15 protein-coding genes are annotated in these 20,637 nt (G+C 55.8%); 6 read left to right on the forward strand and 9 right to left on the reverse strand.

Annotated elements, in window-relative coordinates; genetic code table 11:
* Positions 1–122: 122 nt before the first annotated feature.
* Positions 123–707 carry a hypothetical protein gene (locus LT85_RS03795; protein ID WP_038485471.1) on the forward strand — a complete coding sequence of 195 codons (585 nt, stop codon included), beginning with the start codon at positions 123–125 and terminating at the stop codon, positions 705–707.
* 185 nt (positions 708–892) lie between these two features.
* A complete protein-coding gene (locus LT85_RS03800) occupies positions 893–1,471 on the forward strand; it encodes a hypothetical protein (RefSeq protein WP_038485474.1) in 579 nt (192 codons plus the stop codon).
* 93 nt (positions 1,472–1,564) lie between these two features.
* On the opposite strand, the gene LT85_RS26385 is transcribed toward LT85_RS03800, so the two are convergent.
* Both LT85_RS26385 and LT85_RS03805 read right to left on the reverse strand, forming a co-directional pair.
* The gene (locus LT85_RS26385) at positions 1,565–1,768 is read right to left on the reverse strand and encodes a hypothetical protein (RefSeq protein WP_156117424.1); all 204 of its coding nucleotides are present in this window, start codon (positions 1,766–1,768) and stop codon (positions 1,565–1,567) included.
* Positions 1,769–1,930: 162 nt separating this feature from the next.
* Complete coding sequence (locus LT85_RS03805) at positions 1,931–5,383, reverse strand: hypothetical protein (protein ID WP_038485477.1); 3,453 nt, start codon at positions 5,381–5,383, stop codon at positions 1,931–1,933.
* 425 nt (positions 5,384–5,808) lie between these two features.
* On the opposite strand from LT85_RS03805, the gene LT85_RS03810 reads away from it, so the two are divergent.
* On the forward strand, positions 5,809–6,867 hold the full coding sequence (locus LT85_RS03810; RefSeq protein ID WP_038485480.1) for an NAD-dependent epimerase/dehydratase family protein: 1,059 nt from the start codon (positions 5,809–5,811) through the stop codon (positions 6,865–6,867).
* Positions 6,868–6,916: 49 nt separating this feature from the next.
* Here the strand turns inward: LT85_RS03810 and LT85_RS03815 are convergent, their stop codons facing one another.
* The 3 genes from LT85_RS03815 to LT85_RS03825 all read right to left on the reverse strand — a co-directional run bounded on the left by LT85_RS03815 (position 6,917) and on the right by LT85_RS03825 (position 9,376).
* Positions 6,917–7,369: a methyltransferase family protein gene (locus LT85_RS03815; protein ID WP_038485483.1), complete on the reverse strand. Its 453-nt coding sequence runs from the start codon at positions 7,367–7,369 to the stop codon at positions 6,917–6,919.
* A gap of 119 nt (positions 7,370–7,488) precedes the next feature.
* Positions 7,489–8,013, reverse strand: coding sequence for a class IV adenylate cyclase (locus LT85_RS03820; protein ID WP_038485486.1), 525 nt, complete (start codon positions 8,011–8,013; stop codon positions 7,489–7,491).
* A 145-nt stretch (positions 8,014–8,158) separates the two neighbouring features.
* Complete coding sequence (locus LT85_RS03825) at positions 8,159–9,376, reverse strand: ABC transporter substrate-binding protein (protein WP_038485489.1); 1,218 nt, start codon at positions 9,374–9,376, stop codon at positions 8,159–8,161.
* Positions 9,377–9,963: 587 nt separating this feature from the next.
* Between LT85_RS03825 and LT85_RS03830 the strand changes: the two genes are divergently transcribed.
* The 3 genes from LT85_RS03830 (at position 9,964) to LT85_RS03840 (ending at position 12,474) form a co-directional block, all read left to right on the forward strand.
* Complete coding sequence (locus LT85_RS03830; RefSeq protein WP_038485492.1) at positions 9,964–11,229, forward strand: dicarboxylate/amino acid:cation symporter; 1,266 nt, start codon at positions 9,964–9,966, stop codon at positions 11,227–11,229.
* Between the two features lie 145 nt (positions 11,230–11,374).
* A complete protein-coding gene (locus LT85_RS03835) occupies positions 11,375–11,818 on the forward strand; it encodes a GNAT family N-acetyltransferase (RefSeq protein ID WP_038485494.1) in 444 nt (147 codons plus the stop codon).
* A 14-nt stretch (positions 11,819–11,832) separates the two neighbouring features.
* Complete coding sequence (locus LT85_RS03840; RefSeq protein WP_038485497.1) at positions 11,833–12,474, forward strand: FMN-binding negative transcriptional regulator; 642 nt, start codon at positions 11,833–11,835, stop codon at positions 12,472–12,474.
* 92 nt (positions 12,475–12,566) lie between these two features.
* On the opposite strand, the gene LT85_RS03845 is transcribed toward LT85_RS03840, so the two are convergent.
* The 4 genes from LT85_RS03845 to LT85_RS03865 all read right to left on the reverse strand — a co-directional run bounded on the left by LT85_RS03845 (position 12,567) and on the right by LT85_RS03865 (position 20,634).
* Positions 12,567–15,527 carry a GH92 family glycosyl hydrolase gene (locus LT85_RS03845; protein WP_038485500.1) on the reverse strand — a complete coding sequence of 987 codons (2,961 nt, stop codon included), beginning with the start codon at positions 15,525–15,527 and terminating at the stop codon, positions 12,567–12,569.
* A gap of 144 nt (positions 15,528–15,671) precedes the next feature.
* Entirely contained in the window at positions 15,672–18,287 is a 2,616-nt protein-coding gene (locus LT85_RS03850) for a GH92 family glycosyl hydrolase (protein ID WP_081992010.1), read from the reverse strand.
* Positions 18,288–18,451: 164 nt separating this feature from the next.
* Positions 18,452–19,408, reverse strand: coding sequence for a carbohydrate kinase family protein (locus tag LT85_RS03860; RefSeq protein ID WP_052134622.1), 957 nt, complete (start codon positions 19,406–19,408; stop codon positions 18,452–18,454).
* Positions 19,405–20,634 carry an AGE family epimerase/isomerase gene (locus LT85_RS03865; protein WP_052134625.1) on the reverse strand — a complete coding sequence of 410 codons (1,230 nt, stop codon included), beginning with the start codon at positions 20,632–20,634 and terminating at the stop codon, positions 19,405–19,407. The genes LT85_RS03860 and LT85_RS03865 overlap by 4 nt, the downstream gene beginning before the upstream one ends.
* Positions 20,635–20,637 lie beyond the last annotated feature (3 nt).

Raw genomic sequence — 20,637 nt, forward strand, 5'->3', positions numbered from 1 at the left:
CACTATTAACAGTTTATGGCTGGACGATTGGAGTCTATGATTTGCTGCCAGAAGAATGGTAATACGGTTCAATAATATGCATTGAAACCATGGTTAATTCGATGATGTGAACGGAGATTCACGTGAATGAATTTATTGCGATCATCGAAGAGCACAGTGAGCATTTCGAAGAATCATTGACTCAACTACAGTGGCGAACTTATTTGCCATCGCCATATTTGGAAGATTTTTTTTCCACGCTTCAGCGAGAAAAATTGCCGCTCTCGGAAAAGGAAAATCATTTACTCCTGTTGTTGAAATTGAGCGCGAAAGATTCGGCATACGAAATAGTCAGTGCTATTCAGATGAAAATAGAGAAGGCCACAATGAAACTCTATCAGGATGGCGTTTATCCATTTGCTATTACCTCTTTCAGAGATCTCATGGAGCAGGTCAATGAGCAAGCGCGCCTCAACGCATTGCGTATCATGAATGCTATTTACGACGAGGCAAAAATTCTGGGGGGCGCGTATCCAGGAATCCTGGGCAGGATTTTTGATCTCTTGAATAAGTGCGGATCGTACTTGAGAAATTTAGTGGTTAAGGTGAGCGAATTCATTGCACAAATCATCAACGATGTTGCTGAATGGTTACCGAATGCTTGGGCCAGTATTAGTAATATTTTTAATGCAATAAGAGCATGGGTAACTCGCTGGTATTGCCCGTGATAATCACGTCTAAAATTGTTTGAAAGATAACTGTTGATATAGGGTTGCTGCGTCTGAATGATGGAACGCGGAGAAAGGGATGGGAACATCGCAATTCGAAATGCCCCACACGCTGTAACGCGATGGATTGCTTAAGAAGATGCACTGATATCTAGTTTGATTAATGATGTGTATTGGAGAATTGGATGAGTAATTTTTCCGCCGTTATGGATGAACAACGTGAGTACGCAAAGGCTTCAATTGGTCAATCCGGTAACCGGCCTTATACTCCGTCACCCCAGTACGCAACTTACTACTACGGCATCCAGGACGGCACATCGCTTCTTTCGTCAAAAAGAAATATCCTGTTGATCCCGTTGCAAATAAATGCGCAAGATTCTGCTACCGCTGAGGCAATCGTTACACAACTGGCTATCCAGGATGCCACCTTAGAGCTCGAAAAATCACATGCAACACCCGATGCAGTAGACGGCTTTTCGATTTTATTGGAGCAACGAAAGACTTACGCTAAGCATAATTGCGAAAGAAAGCTTGATAGGATTTTTAACGACGGCATTCAATGTGGCGAAGCTAACCCTGAACTTCAGGGCGATATCTTAAATTTAACGCTAAGGATCGGGTCACTCTTTAACGATCTTTTTAAAAAAATAGCAAATCTCATTACACATATCACCAGAAATGTTGAAACCTGGTTAGTTGACTCCTGTAATAGCATTAAAAATATTTTCAACTCCATCAAGGGGTGGATCGCGTCTTGGTTCTAGTCGCCATCCTGTGGGGCTGCGTTCTTTTTTCAAGCCCTGCACTATATGATGTTCCCTCGTTGTAAAAAATCCCGTTAGTTGTTAATGCCCATATCAACCCGCTGCCAGGCGTACTGATTTTGGTGAGCCTGCAACATGCATTGCATGATTATTGACCGCTCCGAATTGCCGCGCCTGCTCTTGCATTTGATCCGTTTCGGCGCCATTGCCAAGATCGATCACGATGCCCAACACTATAGGGACGTAACTGGTAGGTTTAACAGCTGGCTCGCTGATGAGGCGAGCGTTATAGTTCAAACGTGTCACCGTTTCTCGGTGTTTCACCATTCCCCTGGTAACACTTAGCCCGCGCCGCAAGGTTAGCGGGCTTTTTTTTTGAACTCTCTCACGACAATGCTATTGCGGTGAACGGTAGGATGTGGATTGTCTCAAACTTCCCGTGCAAGGCTCCGCTCGATCCTATAAAATCGGCGGTCGCCGCAGAACGATTGAGACCGGTCGCTCCGGATGATGATGGTGGATCAGCACCGAGATGACAACGCGATCTGTCCAGGCGAAGCGGACCAGATGCTCAATCTCTGGTTCGTGCGAACGAAATTCGCGACGATGACCTGCCTCGGTGAGAAGATGGAAGCCCTCAAAATCCCCGAAGCGATCATAAGTGATGCTTTCCACTTTACCCATGAATTCCTCGCCGTGCGAACCTTTGCCGCCACCGCCTGCGGGAACAGGGACGCCGGTGGGCGAAGGTAGAACAGAACCAGCATTGCCGCCAAAGGCGTTGACCCGGCCCGAGAGATACGCGATGTAACGGGTCAGGACCGGATACCACCGACTGCCGGGAGGTGTCTGCAACAAGCGCCATTTCATGATGGCGAGCGTGTTTTCTTCGGGTAAAAGAAGAATGTCGTCTTTGGCGACCGGAATCTTGACCTGGAACGTGCCCACGACATAGCGCCATTCGCGCGACGTATGTTCGCTCTTTGTCGCAGCGGGCGTCGAGTGATGCACCGCCGCGCGTTGCGTCGAGAGCGCTGCTTCAATCGTTGCCTGTGCGGGCGCATTGCGATTGTCCGATTTCCGGGTGCTAATGCGACGCACGAGCACATCGAACTCCTGTCCAGCGCGCACGCCGACCGGCAGGTCGATCGTAAACAGGCCGGCGAATTTGGCACCCGTACCGAAGGGAATGGGCACGTAGGACACGGCCGAGTTGACGGTGCACTTGATCGTGTGCGGATCGACGAGCGTGAGCTGGTCTGTAGAGTGCAGCCGCATGGAGAGCCGAACGATTGCGAGTGCGTCGGTCGCCGGCCAATAGATCGTCGCAGTGCTGCCGAGCGGCACGTTACCCCATTGAATCATGAGCTCGTCGGGATAGCCTTGCAGTTCGTTCAAAGACATGCCGGTCGGTGCACTTGGGCGCGTGTCGAACGTCTGTGGAATGCGGTGCGCGTCAGGCCCTCCTGGATTGCCGGATTTGGTGATCTGCAGATTCCGTTGCGCGAGTTTATCGCAGTTCTCCGGGCCGAGCGTTATGCCGTTGGCGTTGATGATCGGGTCATCGTCATAGGCGATCTGGGCGACGATGCAATGATGGGTGCCGGGATATTTGGCGTTATTGGCAGGATCGAAAACGTCGAGGTGGCAGCCGAAATAGGCCGATGTGTCGCCGCTGGGGCCGACGGTGAGGGCGAAATTATTGACCGGGCCGACAGTGGTCAGATAGTCGCCCATGACGCCGCCGGTGGCGAAGAAAGGCTGGGAGCTTCCGTCGGGGTCGGGCTGCGGCGCTCGCGGTAGGCCGGTCGTCGTATCAAGCTGGCTGAGATAGGTCGTGTTTGGCTGAAAGTCGGTGTCGTTGGTCTGGGTCAGGAACAGCCTGAAAAACACGCGGGCTGTCTTGGGATTCGTCGTCACCCCCGGCGCGCCTTGCAGCCGCACACGCGCGATCGCGAAATTGTAATTGACGTACTGGTTCGAGTTGATGGTTTCTTCGCCGGTCACGGATGAGTCGCCTGTGCCGTCGATCACGCTAGGAAAATTGGCGAACGGATTTGCGGTACCCGGATTTGTGAACTGCACATTGTTGTTCATCGAGTTCAGGACTTGCGTGATGAACGTGTTTGCGGCGCTCGTGTTCCGCACCGTCGTATTGGTTTGAGGGAAAGCGGCGTTTGGCACGCTCGGGATCGTCGTGGACTGCTGCGGATTGAGCGTGAAGACGCAGAGATCCTGGCTCAAGTAGAACGGATTGTTTGCGCTTGGATTAACGTTTTGAAAATAGGGATCGGCACCGGCCGTTAGTTCCATGCTCGTCTCGGCCGCGTAGCTGTTTGTGTTGCCGGAGACTGTCACCGAGAACCGGGCAATCAGCAGCTTCTGCTCGGCGGGATGGCCGGGCATCGGGAATGCGTTCAGCACGGAAGCTGGAAATTTGACAGTATAGGGAATGAGAATGCGCTGTGAATTGGGGCCGCCTTCGGCGATCAGGGTACCGGGCGGAGAAATGGCGTTGAGGGCCGCGAAGGCGCCGGCGAATTGCGGCGCTCCGGCGCTCACGGCGGCTTGCACCTGCGACAGCGTGTAGCCCTCGATCACAAGCCAGAACGCCGCGAATGTCGCGCCCGTCTCGCTTTCGTCGTAGCCGTAGGTGCTCTTGTCGACCACGAAATAGAAATTCGGATTCTGCCGCGCGAGCCAGGCGACGGTGTTGACGTAGATGGCCTGCAATTCCGTGAGGACGCTGCCGCTCGCCGGCGGCATTTTGGCGAGGCCGAACCCTTGCCTGCGATCCAGAGTCGAGCCGCAGGGATCGCCGATGAGGTTGATGTCGAGAAAGTGATGCCACGACGAGTCCGTCACGATTCGGCCTTTGCCGGCGCCACGCCCGTCATAGGCGCAGAGGATACCGTTCGTTCCTCCAGCTGTATAGGTCGAGTCCTGGGAAAAATTGGATTGCTCACAACTCGCCCCGTCGACCATCGTGATGTGGTTTGGCACGATCGCGCCGGTCGCGATGACGCTGGGCAAAGGCTGATATCCGCCTTCCGAGGGATATTCCGTTCCATCTGGCATAAATGGCGCCACCACTTCGCCCTCATGCATATGGTCGGGATATTGCGTGAGAGGTCCGGTCGACCCTTCCAGAATCGGATGCACGGCGCTACCCGGGAAGGATAGGATCTGAGGGATGTTGTCCGACTGATCATCGAACTGGAAGACGTTTGCAGTATCTGGAGCCGGTCCGCCCGTCTCGGGATTCATCTGTGTCGTGTCCGCCCGATTCATGCTCGGATCGTTCGGATCGGCGGGATAAGGAGGGTTGGTCGTGCTTTGGGTCGAAAACGCGGGGCGGTTGACGGATGTCACTGTCGCACCGCTCCAATCGAGGACTTGCGCCGGATAGCCGGCGGGCTGATCGGCGGTGCGCCCCCACCACTTGCGCATTGTCTGGACGCGCGGAATTTGGCCGCACATGAGCGAGCCCATGCCGTAGTGGTCGCCGGTCGCGAACACCCCTCCGCCCGTGTCCATGAACGCATTGATCGCCGCAATTTCCGCCGGGGTGATTGGGCTGGCATGGGCGTTGAGGCCGTCGTTCCATCCCTCATAGGCAAACAGCCAAATGACGTCGTAGTTATCGAGATTCGTGGTGGTGGCGAAGTTGAAATTCTCGAAAGTGGGATAGACCGTCGGAGGTGTCGTGCTGGTGTCCCGGTCCTGGCGCCGATGCGCGGTGTCGATGGAAATCGTCGGCGCTTGGCTGAGCTTCAACAGGTAAATGAATTCAGTAATCGTGAAGACGTTGTCGGTCAGATCCTGGCTGGGCGCAAAGCTTATCCCGCCGCCCGCCGGTGTGTTCTGAAGATAAGGCCCGTCGGCCACGATGAGCATTCGGATATCGGCCATCAAACGTCTCCCTGATCAACCGGCATTCACTGGATGAGGTCGACGCAGGTCACGCCTGTACGCGTTTTCTCAATCTGTTTTTCGACGCAATGTAGAGTGAATGGAGTTGACCGTTCATTAAGTTGCAGCTTTCGTCATAATTTCGGACATTTGTCTGCCAGAATTGCAGAAAGTGAATTGGAAATTGAAGCGCCGTGTATGTACTGGAAACCGGGATATTTTCAAATTGGCAAAGCTCGCCTGCCCCCGGTAACGCGCTGCAGCTATGGTTCATACTAAGAACTACCATCGAGGAAAACAACCTATCAAAATTGACAGTGCAGGAGGTCGCTGCGCATGCGAAATGTCCATTAGCGAGCTTTGCTAGTTACAAGGTGCGCCTCGACTGGCATTATTGCTCCATCGCTTCTCAATAGATTGCCAAAATGAACATCGATAAAAACATCCCAGTCATGGTGACTGGCGCGACCGGCTATGTTGCAGGCTGGCTGGTTAAGCGACTTCTGGAGGAAGGCTTGACCGTTCATGCGCCGGTGAGAAATCCCGACGATGTCGGCAAGTTGCAATACCTTGATGAAATAGCGGAAAATTCACCGAGGAAGATTCGCTACTTCAAGGCCGACCTGATGCAGGTCGGCTCCTATGAACAGGCCATGGCAGGTTGCCAAGTTGTGTTTCATACAGCTTCACCTTTCAAGATCGATGTCAAGGATGTACAAAAAGAACTGATCGAGCCGGCGCAGCTCGGTACTGAAAATGTATTGGCTACGGCAAACAAGACGCCTTCGGTCAAACGTGTCGTGCTCACCAGCAGTTGCGCGGCGATTTATGGCGACAATGCGGATCTCGACAAGACACCCAGCCGGATGTTCACGGAGGAGATCTGGAACACCAGTTCGTCCGCGACGCATCAGCCGTATTCCTATTCCAAGACGCTTGCCGAACGAGCAGCATGGGAAATCGTCAAGGCGCAGAATCGCTGGGATCTGGTGACGATCAATCCATCATTGGTGATCGGTCCTGGCATCAACCCAAACGGCAGTTCTGAAAGCTTCAATATTATTCGTCAATTGGGTGATGGCACGATGAAGGCCGGTGTACCGGATATCGGTATCGGTGTAGTGGACGTGCGCGACGTGGCCGAAGCGCATTTCCGCGCAGCTTTTACTTTGGCAGCGAATGGCCGCTACATCACCTCGGGTCACAATACCAGCTTTCTGGAAATGGCCGCCACCTTGCTGGACCGGTATGGCAAGGATTACCCCATCCCGCGGCACGCACTGCCCAAATGGCTGGTCTGGCTGGTCGGGCCGATTGCCAACAAGGCTCTGACCAGGAAAATGGTATTGCTGAATGTCGGCCTCCCCTGGAGAGCCGACAACAGTCGTAGTCGCAACGAACTGGGGGTAGCTTATCGGCCCTTGGCTGACTCCATGAACGACTTCTTCCAACAGCTCGTAGAGACCGGGCAGCTAGTCAAATGAGGCGCTTTGCATGTCAGTTCTGGTTTTGCGTGCAATTCAGGAAACGGATTTATCGTAATAGCCAACGAGGCACTCGGTTCGCATACTCGTCCCATGCAGCGCCATGTGTAATGGCGAGCCAGGGTTCTTCAACCAGCACCACGCGCAGGTGAAATGCCAAAGCGACGATGACTGCATAGACATATAGTGCAGTCAAAGCGAATGACAGCGCCCAGCCGAGAAGAATGGCAGTGACGGCGATATACATCGGATTTCGCGTGTAGCGGTATAGTCCTACGACGACGAGGTGAGTCGGCGGCGCCCATGGTGCGAGAGTGCCCATGCCGGCAACGTAGAAATCACGTACGCACCAGAGCAATGCACAGGTTCCTGAAATCAAAGGCAGGAAGCCCAGCGGCTGGCTAACTTGGCTGGTCGAATTCGCCATGATCAACGTGATTGGAACGGCAAAGGCAACTACGCCAGGTAATGCAAGAACGGCCAACAATGCGCGTATGAGCATAAATTCCACCCTGCAGGAAGATTGTTCCGCTCAGTATGTTACTCCAGGCAGGATGGCGAATCTATGTCGCACTTTCGTCGAATGATTGACTTAAGAGCGTCGAGAAAAATGAATCATTTTCATTCGCTTCGTGCGCTGGGAAAAAGAAGATCCACATATGCTCCCTCAAGCAGTTGCGACGGATGAATGCCGAGCCGCGTCATCAGGCCCTGCGCTTCTCGCATACCTGTTTCTGGCGTTTCATGGTCTTCCAGCACTACCTCTAGTTCCATGAATTTACCCAGGCCGGTAACCCTGTCCAGATGAATGCGGGTTCTGCCTGCCAGGAATACAGTCCGCTGTTTTTGCACCCGGCCGGCTTGGCCGTAGGCCAGGGTCAGACACTCGCGCAAGGTGTCCGGTTCTGAAGTGGCAGAGATCTGGTAAAACGATTCCTTCGGACCTTGCAGGTCGGCGCGGCGGTAGTAGATCAATTCGCCTTTGCCGTCCGCGAACGCGCGTAACTTCAGGCGTCCGGCGGGGCAGGTGAAGAAGGTGTCGTCCTGGTCGATGAGATGAGGTCCATCGCTGGCGATGGTTGCTGCGATGGCTGCGAGCGCTTCGATGCTGTCGATGTGCGCCTTGATTTCTATGTTGCGTGGCATACGTTCTTTGCTGGCGGTAAAAAAGCCAATTTAGCATAGACAGCGGCGATGCCTGAATCGCGTTCCCACAAGTACAGGTTTCTTATGGAAAGCGAAGTTCAGGCGCCACGCTGGTAACGCTAACCGTCAGCGTCTGGCAACGCGTTTACTGGGTCTTCTTGGTGCGCGTGATTGATCCGCTGCTGGCGTCTTCCTTGTAGGCATAAGCCACCTTGCCATTACGGATTTCACCCATGACGATCATGTTGACGGCGATGGCTTCATGATCGGTCGGCGAGAAGGGTTTGAAATACCGTGAAACGACGGTGGAGGTAGTGTGTACCTGCAGGTTCTCCAGCGCATCCTTGACCTTGACGCCCTCCACCGAATTGGCCTGGAATATCGCTAGCGTAATCAAGCGCAAGGCGTCATAGGTTTGCGCCGCAGCCACGGCGGATGGAATGTGGTTGGTCTTGTTCACGTTGCGATAGGTCAGCGAGAACTGGTTGCTGACCGAACTCAGTTCGTTTTCGATAAAGGTCACCGAGCTGCGTACGCCTTCCGCGCCCTGGCCAGCCTTGTCGATGAAGGTTTGCTGCGACATGCCCCACGGACCAACGATCGGCAATCTGAGTTTCAATTTTTCTGCGCTTCTGACGACCATCGCACCCTCGGGAGCGAGACAATACATCACGACGGCCTGCGCGCCGTTGTCTCTGGCATGTTGCAGCTGCGCCGTCATGTCCTGGTCGCCAACCTTGAAGCTTTCCACCAGCACTGGTTTAATGTTGCGTCGACCCAGTTCAGTCATCATACTTTGTTTGCCGAACTGGCCGTAGGGGCTGTCGTCATGGAGTACCGCGATCTTCTCGATCTTGCGGCGGTCGATCACATCGTTGAGGATCACGATCGGTTGCAGCGCGTCGCTGGCGGCGGTGCGGAATATGTAATTAGCCGGATAGGCCGGCGGCATGAAGGATTTGGTGATCGTGGCGCCGGTGGCGCCGGTGACGATCAAGGGGATTTTGGCTTCTTCAAACAGTTTCGCCGCAGGCAGGGCGACGCCGGTATTGCCGAAGCCGACGACGGCGACGACCTGGTCCTTTTCAATCATTTCCTTGGCCATGGCTACGCCGACTTCCGGTTTGGCGCGGTCGTCGCGCTCGACCAGTTCAATCTTGCGCCCAAGGACCCCGCCGACCTGGTTGATGTCGGCCAGGAAGACCCTGGCGCCGCCGATCATGCTTTGCCCCATGTCTTCCGAAGGGCCTGTGATCGGACCGATCACGCCGATTTTAATGGGGGGTAATTCGGCATAGGCGCCGGCGCTGAATCCTAAAGTTGTGAGGCAAAAAATGACGCTACTGATGCTACGTTTTTGCATTGCTATCTCCTGGATAAATCACTGTTATAGTTTCTGCGTGGAAATATACATCAGGGAGATGCAAAGCGCGGCGTTTTGCTGCCCCAAAATCAAAATATAACGGAGGATGTGGTCTATACAGCTTGAAGGGAGTGTATTCGGACAAGAAAAGCCAAGGTGCGCGCCCAGCTTGTCTCATTTTTGCACCGATAAAGTAGCAGTTGCAACGAGCTTACCTGTAGCCTGTGACGGATCAAGATTTTACGGCTCTCCGATCCGTTGTTTTTGGTTGATTGAGGCATGTTTTGTAAGGTAACATGCGGCCTGTTTACGCTTTTGTACTCGGGCCGTGGTGGTGTCAAACCCGCAGCCGACGCCAGGTTTCATAAGGCCCTCCGCCACGAGGGCTTTTTTATTTTGATTCGTAAGACATTGTCATTTCCGCAAAATCTACGTTACTGCGTTTTGCCGGATAATTCTGCGATGTAGTATATGTCGACACAAAACAACATAGCCTGAACAAGCACTGATGACGGGGCGGCCAATGCTTTGCCGCGCCCGGATCGGTTGAAGAGTATTTTTTGTATGGTTAACTGCAGGATACGCAAATGAAGAAGATTAAGGCAACGACCTGGATTATGGTCGGCATGGTTCTGGGCATCGTGGTTGGCTATATTTGCCACAACCTGGCGCCGGATGACGCGGCGGCGAAGGAAATCGCCGGCTATTTCTCCATCATCACCGATGTGTTTTTACGGTTGATCAAGATGATCATCGCGCCGCTGGTGTTCGGTACGCTGGTGTCAGGCATTGCAGGCATGAAGGACAGCAGTTCGGTCGGGCGTATCGGCGTTCGGGCGTTGGGCTGGTTTGTGCTCGCCTCTTTGCTGTCGCTGGCGCTCGGCATGTTTTTCGTCAACGTACTCCAGGTCGGCCACGCGCTCAACTTGCCGCTGCCGGCTCTGGGCGCGGACACCAAGCTGAATACAAGCGGTTTCAACCTCAAGGATTTTGTTTCCCACGTGTTCCCGAGCAGCTTCGTGGACGCCATGGCGAAAAATGAAATTCTGCAGATCCTGGTGTTCTCGCTGTTTTTCGGTTTTGGCCTGGCTTCCATCAAAGGCGAGTCGGCAAAAGTAGTGACTGCGGCGATAGACGGCCTGGTGCATGTCATGCTGAAGGTCACTGATTATGTGATGCGCTTCGCTCCAATTGGGGTTTTTGCTTCCATCGCCGCCGTGATTACGGTCCAGGGTTTCGGCGTGCTTGCGACCTATGCCAAGTTCCTCGGCGGCTTCTATATCGGTCTGGCAACCTTGTGGGCCTTGCTGATTGCGATGGGTTACATCTTCCTGCGCGACGGCATCTTTGTCTTGCTGCGCTTGCTGAAAGAGCCAATCATGCTGGCGTTTTCTACCGCCAGCAGCGAAGCTGCCTATCCGAAGACCATGGAGCAGCTGGAGAAATTCGGGGTCAACAACAAGATCACCGGTTTTGTGCTGCCGCTCGGTTATTCCTTCAATCTCGACGGCTCCATGATGTATCAGGCATTTGCCGCCATTTTTGTGGCCCAGGCCTACAACATTGAAATGTCGTTTGCTCAGCAACTGACTATGCTGCTGGTGTTGATGGTAAGCAGCAAGGGCATGGCCGGCGTGCCGCGCGGTTCGCTGGTGGTGGTCGCTGCCATCCTGCCAATGTTCCATTTGCCAGAAGCCGGCATCCTGCTCATCATCGGCATCGACCAGTTCCTCGACATGGGGCGTACCGCCACCAACGTGATCGGCAACGGCATCGCCACTTCGGTGATCGCCAAATGGGAAGGCGAGCTGGACGAGGGCGCTGGCCGCAAGGCATTGGAAAGCAATGCCTGAAAATAGAGCTTGAAAATCAAGCTTGAAAAGCAAGAGCTGAACAGTAGCATTTGAGAGACAGCGCCGCCAAGGCGCTGTTTTTCATTCGGGAGTATGCTAATTTACAGGGCTGTAGTTTTCTGTAAATAACTGGAAAGAATCCCTGATGGAAGAACTGCGCATCACCACCGAACCGGCTGAACTGGATATCCCGTCGATTCATCGCTTCCTGTCCGAAGAGTCGGCGTGGGCTCGTGGCATTCCTTTGGCGATGGTGGAAGAATCGATTCGCCATTCACTGAATTTCGGCTTGTTTGCCGGCGACCGGCAAGTGGCTTACGCACGTGTTGTCACCGATTACGCGACGTTCGCCTATCTGGTCGATGTGTTCGTGCTGGCCGAGCAACGCGGCAAAGGCTACAGCGCCCAACTGATGACTGCCGTCATGGCGCATCCGCGGCTGCAGGGGTTGCGGCGCTTCATGCTGGCGACCAGCACCGCGCACGGACTCTACGCAAAATTTGGTTTTAGCGCGCCCGCCAGACCGCAAACGCTGATGGAACGCTTTGCGCCGGATGCCTATGCCGCCATGTCCACACGTCCAGACTAGCCACCACGCACGCCATGTATATTCCCAAACACTTTGATGAACCGAGAGTCGATGTCCTGCACGATCTGATTCGCGCAAGGCCTTTGTCCACGCTGGTGACCTTGTCGCCGGACGGCCTCAACGCCAATCACATCCCTCTGCTGCTTTCAACGGAGCCGGCCCCTTTCGGTACGTTGCGCGGCCACGTCGCTCGCGCCAATCCGGTCTGGCAGAACTTCACGAAAGAGATTGAGGTGCTGGCGATATTCCAGGGCGCGGATGCCTATATCACGCCATCCTGGTATGCCACCAAAGCCGAGACCGGAAAGGTGGTGCCAACCTGGAACTACGCAGTAGCGCATGCCTATGGCACGCTACGGCCTATTGACGACGCGGCTTGGCTGCGCGCTCATCTCGAAATGCTGACCGCGCATAACGAAGCGGCGTTCGAGCAGCCCTGGCATGTCTCCGACGCGCCACGCGACTATACCGACAAGCTGATTACCGCCATTGTCGGCATTGAGATCGTCATCACGCGTTTATCGGGAAAATGGAAAGTCAGCCAGAACCAGCCTGAAAAAAACCAGGCAACTGTCATTGAGGGTTTGCGGGCGCGCGAAAGCCAGGAATTCCTGGACATGGCAGCCTTGGTTGAGAGCCGCAAGAACAGCGGCTAAGAGCCGGATCCGTACCACTCGGGAGAATGGACAGACTGCGTTTGCAACCTGTCATTGCGCTTACCGACGGGGGCCGGTAAGCGCGTTTCACATTATTTCAATTGCATCGCAAACACATGCATCAACGCGCCGTTGTCGGTCTGGTACGGCAGGGTGATGCTCTTGACTTGGCGTTGCTTGTCCAGCTGGGCATCCCAGTAGTAGACATAGGCCTTGGTGCTATCGGTATTGCCGTTCTGGTCAACCCGATGCGCACTGGTGAGGGCGATCTTGTTATAGCTGCCAACCTTGGCCGATCCGCCGCCCAGGGTCCAGTCATCGAAGCGCAAATCGAAACTGGCCTGGGTATTGTCGGTATAGGTGATGGTCAGCTTGCCGCTAGGCGCGCTTGACGCGTTTGTCGAGCTGCCCAGTATGGCGAGCGTACCGGCTGCCTGTGCTTTGGCAAGCGTGATGGTCTGGCCCTGGCTGACCATATTGTCCAGTCCCGATTTGCCGTCCGGCCATGTGAACGAGATGCCGTTGAAGCTGACGCTGGCACCCGGCGTCGCACCCGCCGCCGCCAGTGCTTGCGAAGAATAGCTCCAACCGCCCATGTCGTAGGTATAGCCTTCCAGTCCGCGGGTGGTTTTCTGTCCATCGGTGCCTATGCCATGGTTGTTTAGCGCATCGGCCAGGCTGGTAAAGCCATCGAGGCCGAAGGATGGCATGCTGGACGACGAATCCTGGCCCCATTGCGACTGGCTGGCCGCGAGGGTGAAATCCAGCTTTGCGTTATCTTTCAAATCCTTGAGCCAAAGCCATGGCATGTCGAGCGCCTTGCCGTTCAACGCCAGGGTCTGGATATACGGCGAGTTGGTGCCAGCACCGCTGGCCCTGATCACCAGCTTCTTGCTGCCGTCGGCCCAGTGGATGACTACCTTGTCGAACATCGGACTGCCGATGGTCAGGCCGCTGACTGCCTGTACTTCAGGATACAGGCCGATAGCGGCCCACACGTACCAGGAAGAGACAGCACCCAGATCGTCATTGCCAGGCAAACCGCCGGGACCATCCGAGAACACCGTGTTGACGACGTCACGCACCACTTTTTGCGTGCGCCATGGCGCGCCACTCCAGTTGTAGAGCCATGGCGTGGCAAAACTCGGTTCATTGCCCATGTAGAAATTTGGCAGATTCATGCCGGCGTTGAGATTCTGGAAGAAGGCGTCGAGGCGCGTGATGGCTGCCGTATTGCAGCCCACCAGATTGAACAAGCCGCGTGCATCGTAGGCCGACATCCAGGTATATTGCTCGGCATTGCCTTCCACCATATCGGCGTTCGGTTGTGGATTCAACAGCCAGGAGCCGTTGCGATAGCGCGGCAAGAGCTGTTTCTGAGCGGAGTTGTACTGGTTCTTCCAGTTGGCGGAGCGGCTCAGGAAAAGCTGGTAATTCATGTTGTCGCCGAGTGCCTTTGCCAATTGCGAAGTGGCGAAGTCTGCCGTGCCGAATTCAAATGTCAGCGAGCCTGCCCACCAGCCGTTGTCCATGGCGGCGTAACCATGCACGAGGTAGTCGTTCATGCGGTCGACGCTATCGCGAACGTGATCGCCGGTACATTGCACGTCGGCCTTGCTACCAACCAGCGTCATGTAGTCCAGCGCCTTCTTGGCGTCAAAATTGGTGGCGCCGAAGGCATAGCCGCCGCCAACGGTCGCTACCCCTGAATCGCCCGGCATGATGCCGGCGTCGACATTGACCGGGGTCCAGCGCGGGATGGCGCCGCATTGGTCTGCATCGTTAACCAGCGATTGCAGCATGTCGCTGGTTTCCTTTGGAAACAGCATACTGTTCAAGGGGATCAGGCTGCGGTAAATATCCCAGTTGGAGTAATTGACATACTGGGTGCGGCCGTCTTGCACCTTGTGCGTCTTCTGGTCGAAGCCGAGATAGTCGCCGTTCACATCGCTATTGGTGTTCGGCGACAGCATCGAGTGATACAGCGCAGTGTAGAACTTACGCTTTTCCACATCGGTGCCGCCGCTGACCTGGATTGTCTTGAGGCGCTTGTTCCATGCGTGGGACGCCGCATTGCGCACGGCATTGAAATTCCAGTGCGGAAGCTCCTGTTCCAGATTCTTTTTGGCATTGTCGCTGCTGACATAAGACAAGCCGATTTTCATCAATACAGCCGGCTTCTTGCTGGCGTCGAATGTGACGTTGGCTTTGCCGTTGCTGATGGTCGCAGTGATGTCGCGGTCGAACTTGGCGTAAAAATACAATGTGTAAGTGCGCGCCCCGCAGAATTTGCCGCCTACCGTGGAACCGGACAAGGCATCCTTGCCTTCGGTCTTAATGACGCCGGTGGTCGACGCAATGGTGTTGGTGCGCGTGGCATCGAATACCAGATAAGGTGTCTTGTTGGTGCTGGCGATGGCCGACTGGGCAGGGAAGGTAAAGCGTCCGAAGCCGGTTCTGGTGGTGGCTGTCAGCTCGGTGTTGATGCCATCGTTCAGGGTAACCTGGTAGTAACCGGGTTTTGCCGCTTCGTTTTTGTGATCGAAATTCGGTTTGGCGTTGACGCCGACCGAGCTGGTATCGAAGGTCGGCATGATCGGCAGTTCGCCCTGGTTGCCGCTGCAACCGGAACCGCTCATCTGCGTCAAAGGAAAACCGATAATGGTATTTTCCTTGTAGATGTAACCCACTGGCTGGTCCTGGCCGCCGTTGCTAGGCGTCATCGGGGTCCATTGCACCATGCCGAATGGCGTCGTGGCGCCGGGGAACGTACCGCCCCTGGCGCCTGCCGGCACCGGATCGGTGGCTGGCGCCGCTGAGTCCGCGGTGCCGACGAAAGGATTGACGTAGTTGGTCAGGGCCGTTTTGGTGACCGTGTCGCTATCTGCTTGCGATTCGTCGATGTTTGCGGGATCAGCATTCTTTGCCATGCTGTTGGCGGCTGCAGTAGCGCCGGCGCCGGCAATTGATGTCTGGTCAGAGCCGCCACCGCAACCGAATAGCGAGGCTATCGCTATTCCGATCGCAAGATTCTTCTTCAAGTGCAGATTCATTGTTCCTCCAATAACTGTATTGTTGAAAGTCCAAATTTCTGGATGACGCTGGCGTGTTTTGACAAAGGCGAACGCGATCCGCGCCAGCAGCAGGCGAACGCCGGCGAACCGGCCGTATGGCCGATTCGCTCTCCTTACATCAGCTCAGGGAGTCTGGGAGAAATTCCCATTTGCGCCCGACGGCGGCGTGCTTGTCTGTCCCCACGAGGTCGGCTTGTCGGCGACGCTGAAATCCAGCGTGCCGCCGGCCTGTACTGTGCTCAAAGGCAGCCAGGTGCTGGCCCAGTCCTTGCCGTTGACCTTCAGGGCTTTGACAAACGCAGCGTTGTGGTCGCGCTTGATCACTAGCCGTTTTCTGTCTGCCAGCTGGAGCGTGACGCTCGAGAACTGCGGCGTCGCCATGGTTAGTCCCGGCACGCCAGGGATCATCGGATACAGTCCCAACGCGGCCCATACATACCAGCCAGACGTGGCGCCGACGTCGTCATTGCCAGGCAGGCCCTCGGGTTTGTTGGAGAAAGTGGCGGCCATGATTTGCGGCAGAACGAACTGTGCGCGTGAAGGCGTACCGCTCCAGTTATAGGCCCATGGCGATGCGAATCCAGGCTCGTTACCCATGTAGAAGTCATTGGAATTTTCACCACCGTTCAGCCTGCTGGAATCGATGGTCAATCCCGATGGCGCGCTTGGTTTGGCGCTGATCGAAAATAGCGTATCCAGCCGCTGCACGGCTGCAGCGTTGCCACCCAAGGCGGTGACGATCTTGCTTAAGTCGTGCGGAATCGCCCACAGGTATTGCGCCGCCGTACCTTCATGATAGCCATCGTCTTGCGACGGCGAGGCCCAGTTGCCGGCCACGTCTTTGACCGCCATGACCTTGGTGGTTGGGTTGAAAATATTTTTCCAGTTCTCCCCGCGCAAGAGCAGGGTGGTCGCGTTCTTCTTGTCGTCGTCGCTGACGCTGCTTTGATTCAGGTTGTTGATGAAGCGTCCGATGGCGAAATCGCGGTTGGCGCCTTCGATGGTGATCGAGCCGGTATGGATGCCGCTGGCGTCGCTGCCTTCGGCGACGTAGCCCAGTTTCAGATAGTCCGGCATATTACCCTGCGCAGTGCCGGCCACATTCCTGCCGAACGCAGGATTGCCGTTGCATGCCGGCCATTGCGGCCAATCCGGAGTAGGGCCGAACGCGGCGCGACGCATGTAAGTCAGGGCGGTGGCGCTGTCGAAGCGGGTGGCGCCAAAGGCTTGCAGGCTGGCCAGCAGCATCGGCGCATGATCGCCTTCCATCGGCACGTCATCGACATTGGCGTCGGCCCAGTGCGGGAAGGCGCCGCATTGCACGGCGTCGTTCACCAGCGATTGCGCCATGTCTGCCGCTTCGTCGCGGAACAGCCAGGCGTGCATGGCGCCGAGCGAACGGTAGGTATCCCAGATGGAAAAGGTGGTGTAATGGTTCCGGCGCACCAGGGCGCCGTTCTTGTCCTTGTAGGTGTCGGTCTGATGGCGTTGCTTATCCAGGCCGATGTAGCTGCCGTCGACATCGCTGAACAAAGTCGGGCCGGACATGGCGTGATAGAACGCTGTATAGAACTGCGTCAGGGAGTCATTGGTGGCGCCGGTCGCATCCACCTGGATTGTATTAAGACGTGTATTCCATGCGGCGTCCGCCTTGCTTTTTGTTTTATCGAAGTCAAAGCCGGCGTTTTCCTTTTTCAGATTGCGCAAAGCGTTGGCCGGGCTGACGTAGGACAGGCCGACCTTGACTGCGGCGCTGCTACCCGCGGATTTAGACAGATCGAAATTCAGGATCAAGGTGCCGGTGTTGTTGATGAAGCGCGGCGCCTTGGCATAGGCGGAGCCGGACTGGATGTAGAAGTACACGTCATAGCTGCCACCACAGTTGAATTTGTTGGTGGTCTTGCCGTAGAAGCCGCTGGCATCGGCGGGATCTTGCCAGATCTGTGCATTGACGCCGGTCATCGAGTTGTTCTGGGTTGCATCGATCACCAGGATAGCCTTGGTCTTGTCTGGATAGGTAAAGCGGGCATAGCCGCTACGGGCGGTCGCCGTCAGCTCGGTGATGATGCCATCCTTGGTCTTGACCTTGTAGTAGCCAGGCGCCGCGCTTTCATCCTTGTGGTCGAAGGTGTTACTGGACTGGCGCATGACCAGGTTGCTGTTGCTGGTGAGCTGGCTGGTCAGCATGGTCGGCATGATCGGCAAGGTGCCGCCGCTGCGGCAACCCGGGCCGCTGATGCGAGTCATGCTGAAATAATTGATCATGTTGCTGTCGTAGTTATAGCCGGAGCCGCTGGAATAGTACTCATGATCGATGTCGGTATCCGGCCCGAACGACACCATGCCGAAAGGCAGCGTTGCGGCCGGGCTGGTGTTGCCGGGATGCGTGCCGCCTGGCTGTTGTTTGGTGCCGAGGAAGGGATTGATATATTTGGTCAGCGCCAGTTCAGGCAGCGGTTTCGTCTGGCTGGTATCCACCTCCGCGACCGGAGGTATAGTGCTGGTTCCCGGCGGCCCAGGAGGTCCGGCCGGTCCGGTTGCACCTGTAGTTCCTGTAGCTCCAGCCGCGCCAGGCTGGCCGGGAACGTCGTTAATGCCAGCGACGCCTGCAGCTCCTGTGGCGCCGTTCGCACCGGCGCTTCCTGTCGCACCATCCAGACCGTTTGAACCGTCGCCACAGCCGAACAGCATGACCGCGAGAACACCAATAGCAAGCTTCCTGCATGACTGCTTATTCATTGTTCCTCCTTATAGTCGTTACTTGCTTGTGCAAAGTAATCGGATACACCTACCCACTACGAATTACGTATGTAATTCGATGTCAAGATTTGCTGGTGTTGCCAATATCCAGATGTGGATTGGCGACAGGGCGGGCCACAAGGGCGCCGCAGACTACGAGATGTTTAGTAGAAGCATTCGGTCGATACGTTCGACAGGTTGAGAATCAGCAGCTGTTCCACTTCGTCCAGCGTCGGCGCGTAAGCGCCTTGCTGACGACAGGACGCAGCCGCCACTGCGACGGCAAAGCCTAGATGTTCGGCCCAGCTGCGGTGCGTATGGTGCATAAGACTGAATAGCAAACCACCGATCGAAGCATCGCCTGCGCCGACGGTATCGCGTACCGCTACTTTCGGCGGCAGGCTGACGGCGATTTCAACCCCATCCTGCAACAGGCAGGCGCCGGCGCTGCCGCGGGTGAACAGGATGGTGGCGCCCGGCTGCATTTGTTGCAGCCGGGCGATTGCCGTGGCGGTATCTAGTTCTGGAAAGAAGGCTTGCAGATCCTGGTCGGAGATTTTTACGATGTCAGCCAGCGCCATCATTTTTTCCAGCGTCGGCAGGTAATGTTCATCCATCAGCTTGCGATGATTGGGGTCGTAGCTGATGCGGACGCCGCTGGCCTTCAAGGTCGCTGCCAGTGCGATCAGCTTGTCTGCCAGCGGCTGGCGAACCAGGCTGATACAGCCGAAGTGAGCCCATCGGGCTTGCTGCATCCAGCCTGCCGGCAAATGTTCAGGATCGAACGCGAGATCGGCGCTGTCGCTGCCGATGAAAAAGTAATCGGGCGGATCGGTTTCCGACACTACCGCTAGCAATGGAGGCTGCGAGTAGCGCTGGAGGAAACGCAGATCCAGCCCGGCGCGTTCGCTTTGTGTCCAAAGTTCGTCACTGAAATGATCGAAGCCGATGGCGCCGGCGAAGGCGCTTGGCACGCCAAGCGTCGCCACCACACGCGCCACATTCCAGCCTGCGCCGCCGGCTTGCGCTGTCCAATGCAAGTCGTCAACGCGGATCAGGTCGGTGAGAATGTCGCCGGCGGAGACAAACTGCGGAAGTCGGGTTTGAGGAATGAAATTCATGGCAGGGGTTCAGCGGACAAGGCGCTGAGCACTTCGTAGCATGCGCCCATGGTGTGATAGTCGGTTTTGCCGGCAGGGCTTTTTTCGTCGCTATACTTGCGGTTGTCGCGCGTCAGGATACGGAACCAGGCACCGTATTGGTGATCGACAAAATGCTGCCAGCTGTATTGCCAGATATGGTCGTACCAATCCCAGAAGCGGTTCTTGCCGGTACGTTTGGCGAGTAGCGCGGCAGCCGCAAAACTCTCCGCCTGCACCCAGAAATACTTGTCCTGATCACAGATCACGCCGTCCGGCGCGAAGCCGTAGTAGATGCCGCCGCATTCCATGTCCCAGGCTGCATCCAGTCCGGCGTCGAACAATTCGATGGCGCGCAGCAGCAGCCATTCCTGCGGTCGGTGCCGTTCTAGAATCAGCAGCAGTTTGGCCCACTCGGTATGATGGCCGGGCTGGAAGCCCCAGGGGCGGAAGATGTTGCTGCTGTCTTCTTTGTTGTAGTCCCAGTCGACCGACCAGTCCTGATGATAGTGTTCCCAGATCAGGCCGTTGCTCAACGCTGCCTGGCGTACGGTGATATGACGCGCCACGGTGTCGGCGCGCTCCAGGAATAACGGGTCGCCGCTGGCTTCATAGGCTGCCAGCAAAGCCTCGGTCATGTGCATGTTGGCGTTCTGGCCGCGATACGGCTGCACTTTCCAGTCGGCGCTGGCCTCGTCCGCATATAAGCCAGCATGCGGCTCCCAGAAGTGCTCCTCAAGCAGATCATAGGTCTCGTACAACCATTTTTCTGCGCCGGATACGCCAGCCATCGCCGCGTGTGCATACGCCAGCAGCACGAACGCCAGGCCATAGCAATGACGGGTTGCGTCGGTTACCTGCTTGCGTCCGTCTTTCCATGACAAGGTCCAGTCATAGCCTTTTAGTTGCGGATCCCAATGCACTTCGCGCAAGAATTTCACGCCATGATGTACCGCATCCAGATAAGCGGCATCGCCGAACTGACGGTAAGCCATCGCATAGTTGAAGATGAAACGGGTGCTGCTGACCAGGTGACGAGTTTCGCTGTCGTAGACGCTGCCGTCGTCTTTGAAAAAATGATAGAAGCCGCCAGAGGCGTCAATTACGGTCGGATGATAGAAGCGCATGGTGTCGCGCACATGTTGCAGCAGGAACGAGGGATTGCGAAATTCGTCTTTGGGCATTACGGTCAGTTCTAGCATGTTCATGGT

Origin of the sequence: Collimonas arenae (assembly GCF_000786695.1) — a bacterium.
In the GTDB taxonomy this organism is placed as follows: Bacteria; Pseudomonadota; Gammaproteobacteria; order Burkholderiales; family Burkholderiaceae_D; genus Collimonas; species Collimonas arenae_A.

Bases quoted from the DNA above. Each gene is read 5' to 3' on its own strand.
- LT85_RS03825 (WP_038485489.1), bottom strand. From the start codon at position 9,376: ATGCAAAAACGTAGCATCAGTAGCGTCATTTTTTGCCTCACAACTTTA.
- LT85_RS03840 (WP_038485497.1), top strand. From the start codon at position 11,833: ATGTATATTCCCAAACACTTTGATGAACCGAGAGTCGATGTCCTGCAC.
- LT85_RS03865 (WP_052134625.1), bottom strand. From the start codon at position 20,634: ATGAACATGCTAGAACTGACCGTAATGCCCAAAGACGAATTTCGCAAT.
- LT85_RS03850 (WP_081992010.1), bottom strand. From the start codon at position 18,287: ATGAATAAGCAGTCATGCAGGAAGCTTGCTATTGGTGTTCTCGCGGTC.
- LT85_RS03830 (WP_038485492.1), top strand. From the start codon at position 9,964: ATGAAGAAGATTAAGGCAACGACCTGGATTATGGTCGGCATGGTTCTG.
- LT85_RS03800 (WP_038485474.1), top strand. From the start codon at position 893: ATGAGTAATTTTTCCGCCGTTATGGATGAACAACGTGAGTACGCAAAG.
- LT85_RS03835 (WP_038485494.1), top strand. From the start codon at position 11,375: ATGGAAGAACTGCGCATCACCACCGAACCGGCTGAACTGGATATCCCG.
- LT85_RS03860 (WP_052134622.1), bottom strand. From the start codon at position 19,408: ATGAATTTCATTCCTCAAACCCGACTTCCGCAGTTTGTCTCCGCCGGC.
- LT85_RS03805 (WP_038485477.1), bottom strand. From the start codon at position 5,383: ATGGCCGATATCCGAATGCTCATCGTGGCCGACGGGCCTTATCTTCAG.
- LT85_RS03815 (WP_038485483.1), bottom strand. From the start codon at position 7,369: ATGCTCATACGCGCATTGTTGGCCGTTCTTGCATTACCTGGCGTAGTT.
- LT85_RS03810 (WP_038485480.1), top strand. From the start codon at position 5,809: ATGAACATCGATAAAAACATCCCAGTCATGGTGACTGGCGCGACCGGC.
- LT85_RS03845 (WP_038485500.1), bottom strand. From the start codon at position 15,527: ATGAATCTGCACTTGAAGAAGAATCTTGCGATCGGAATAGCGATAGCC.
- LT85_RS03820 (WP_038485486.1), bottom strand. From the start codon at position 8,013: ATGCCACGCAACATAGAAATCAAGGCGCACATCGACAGCATCGAAGCG.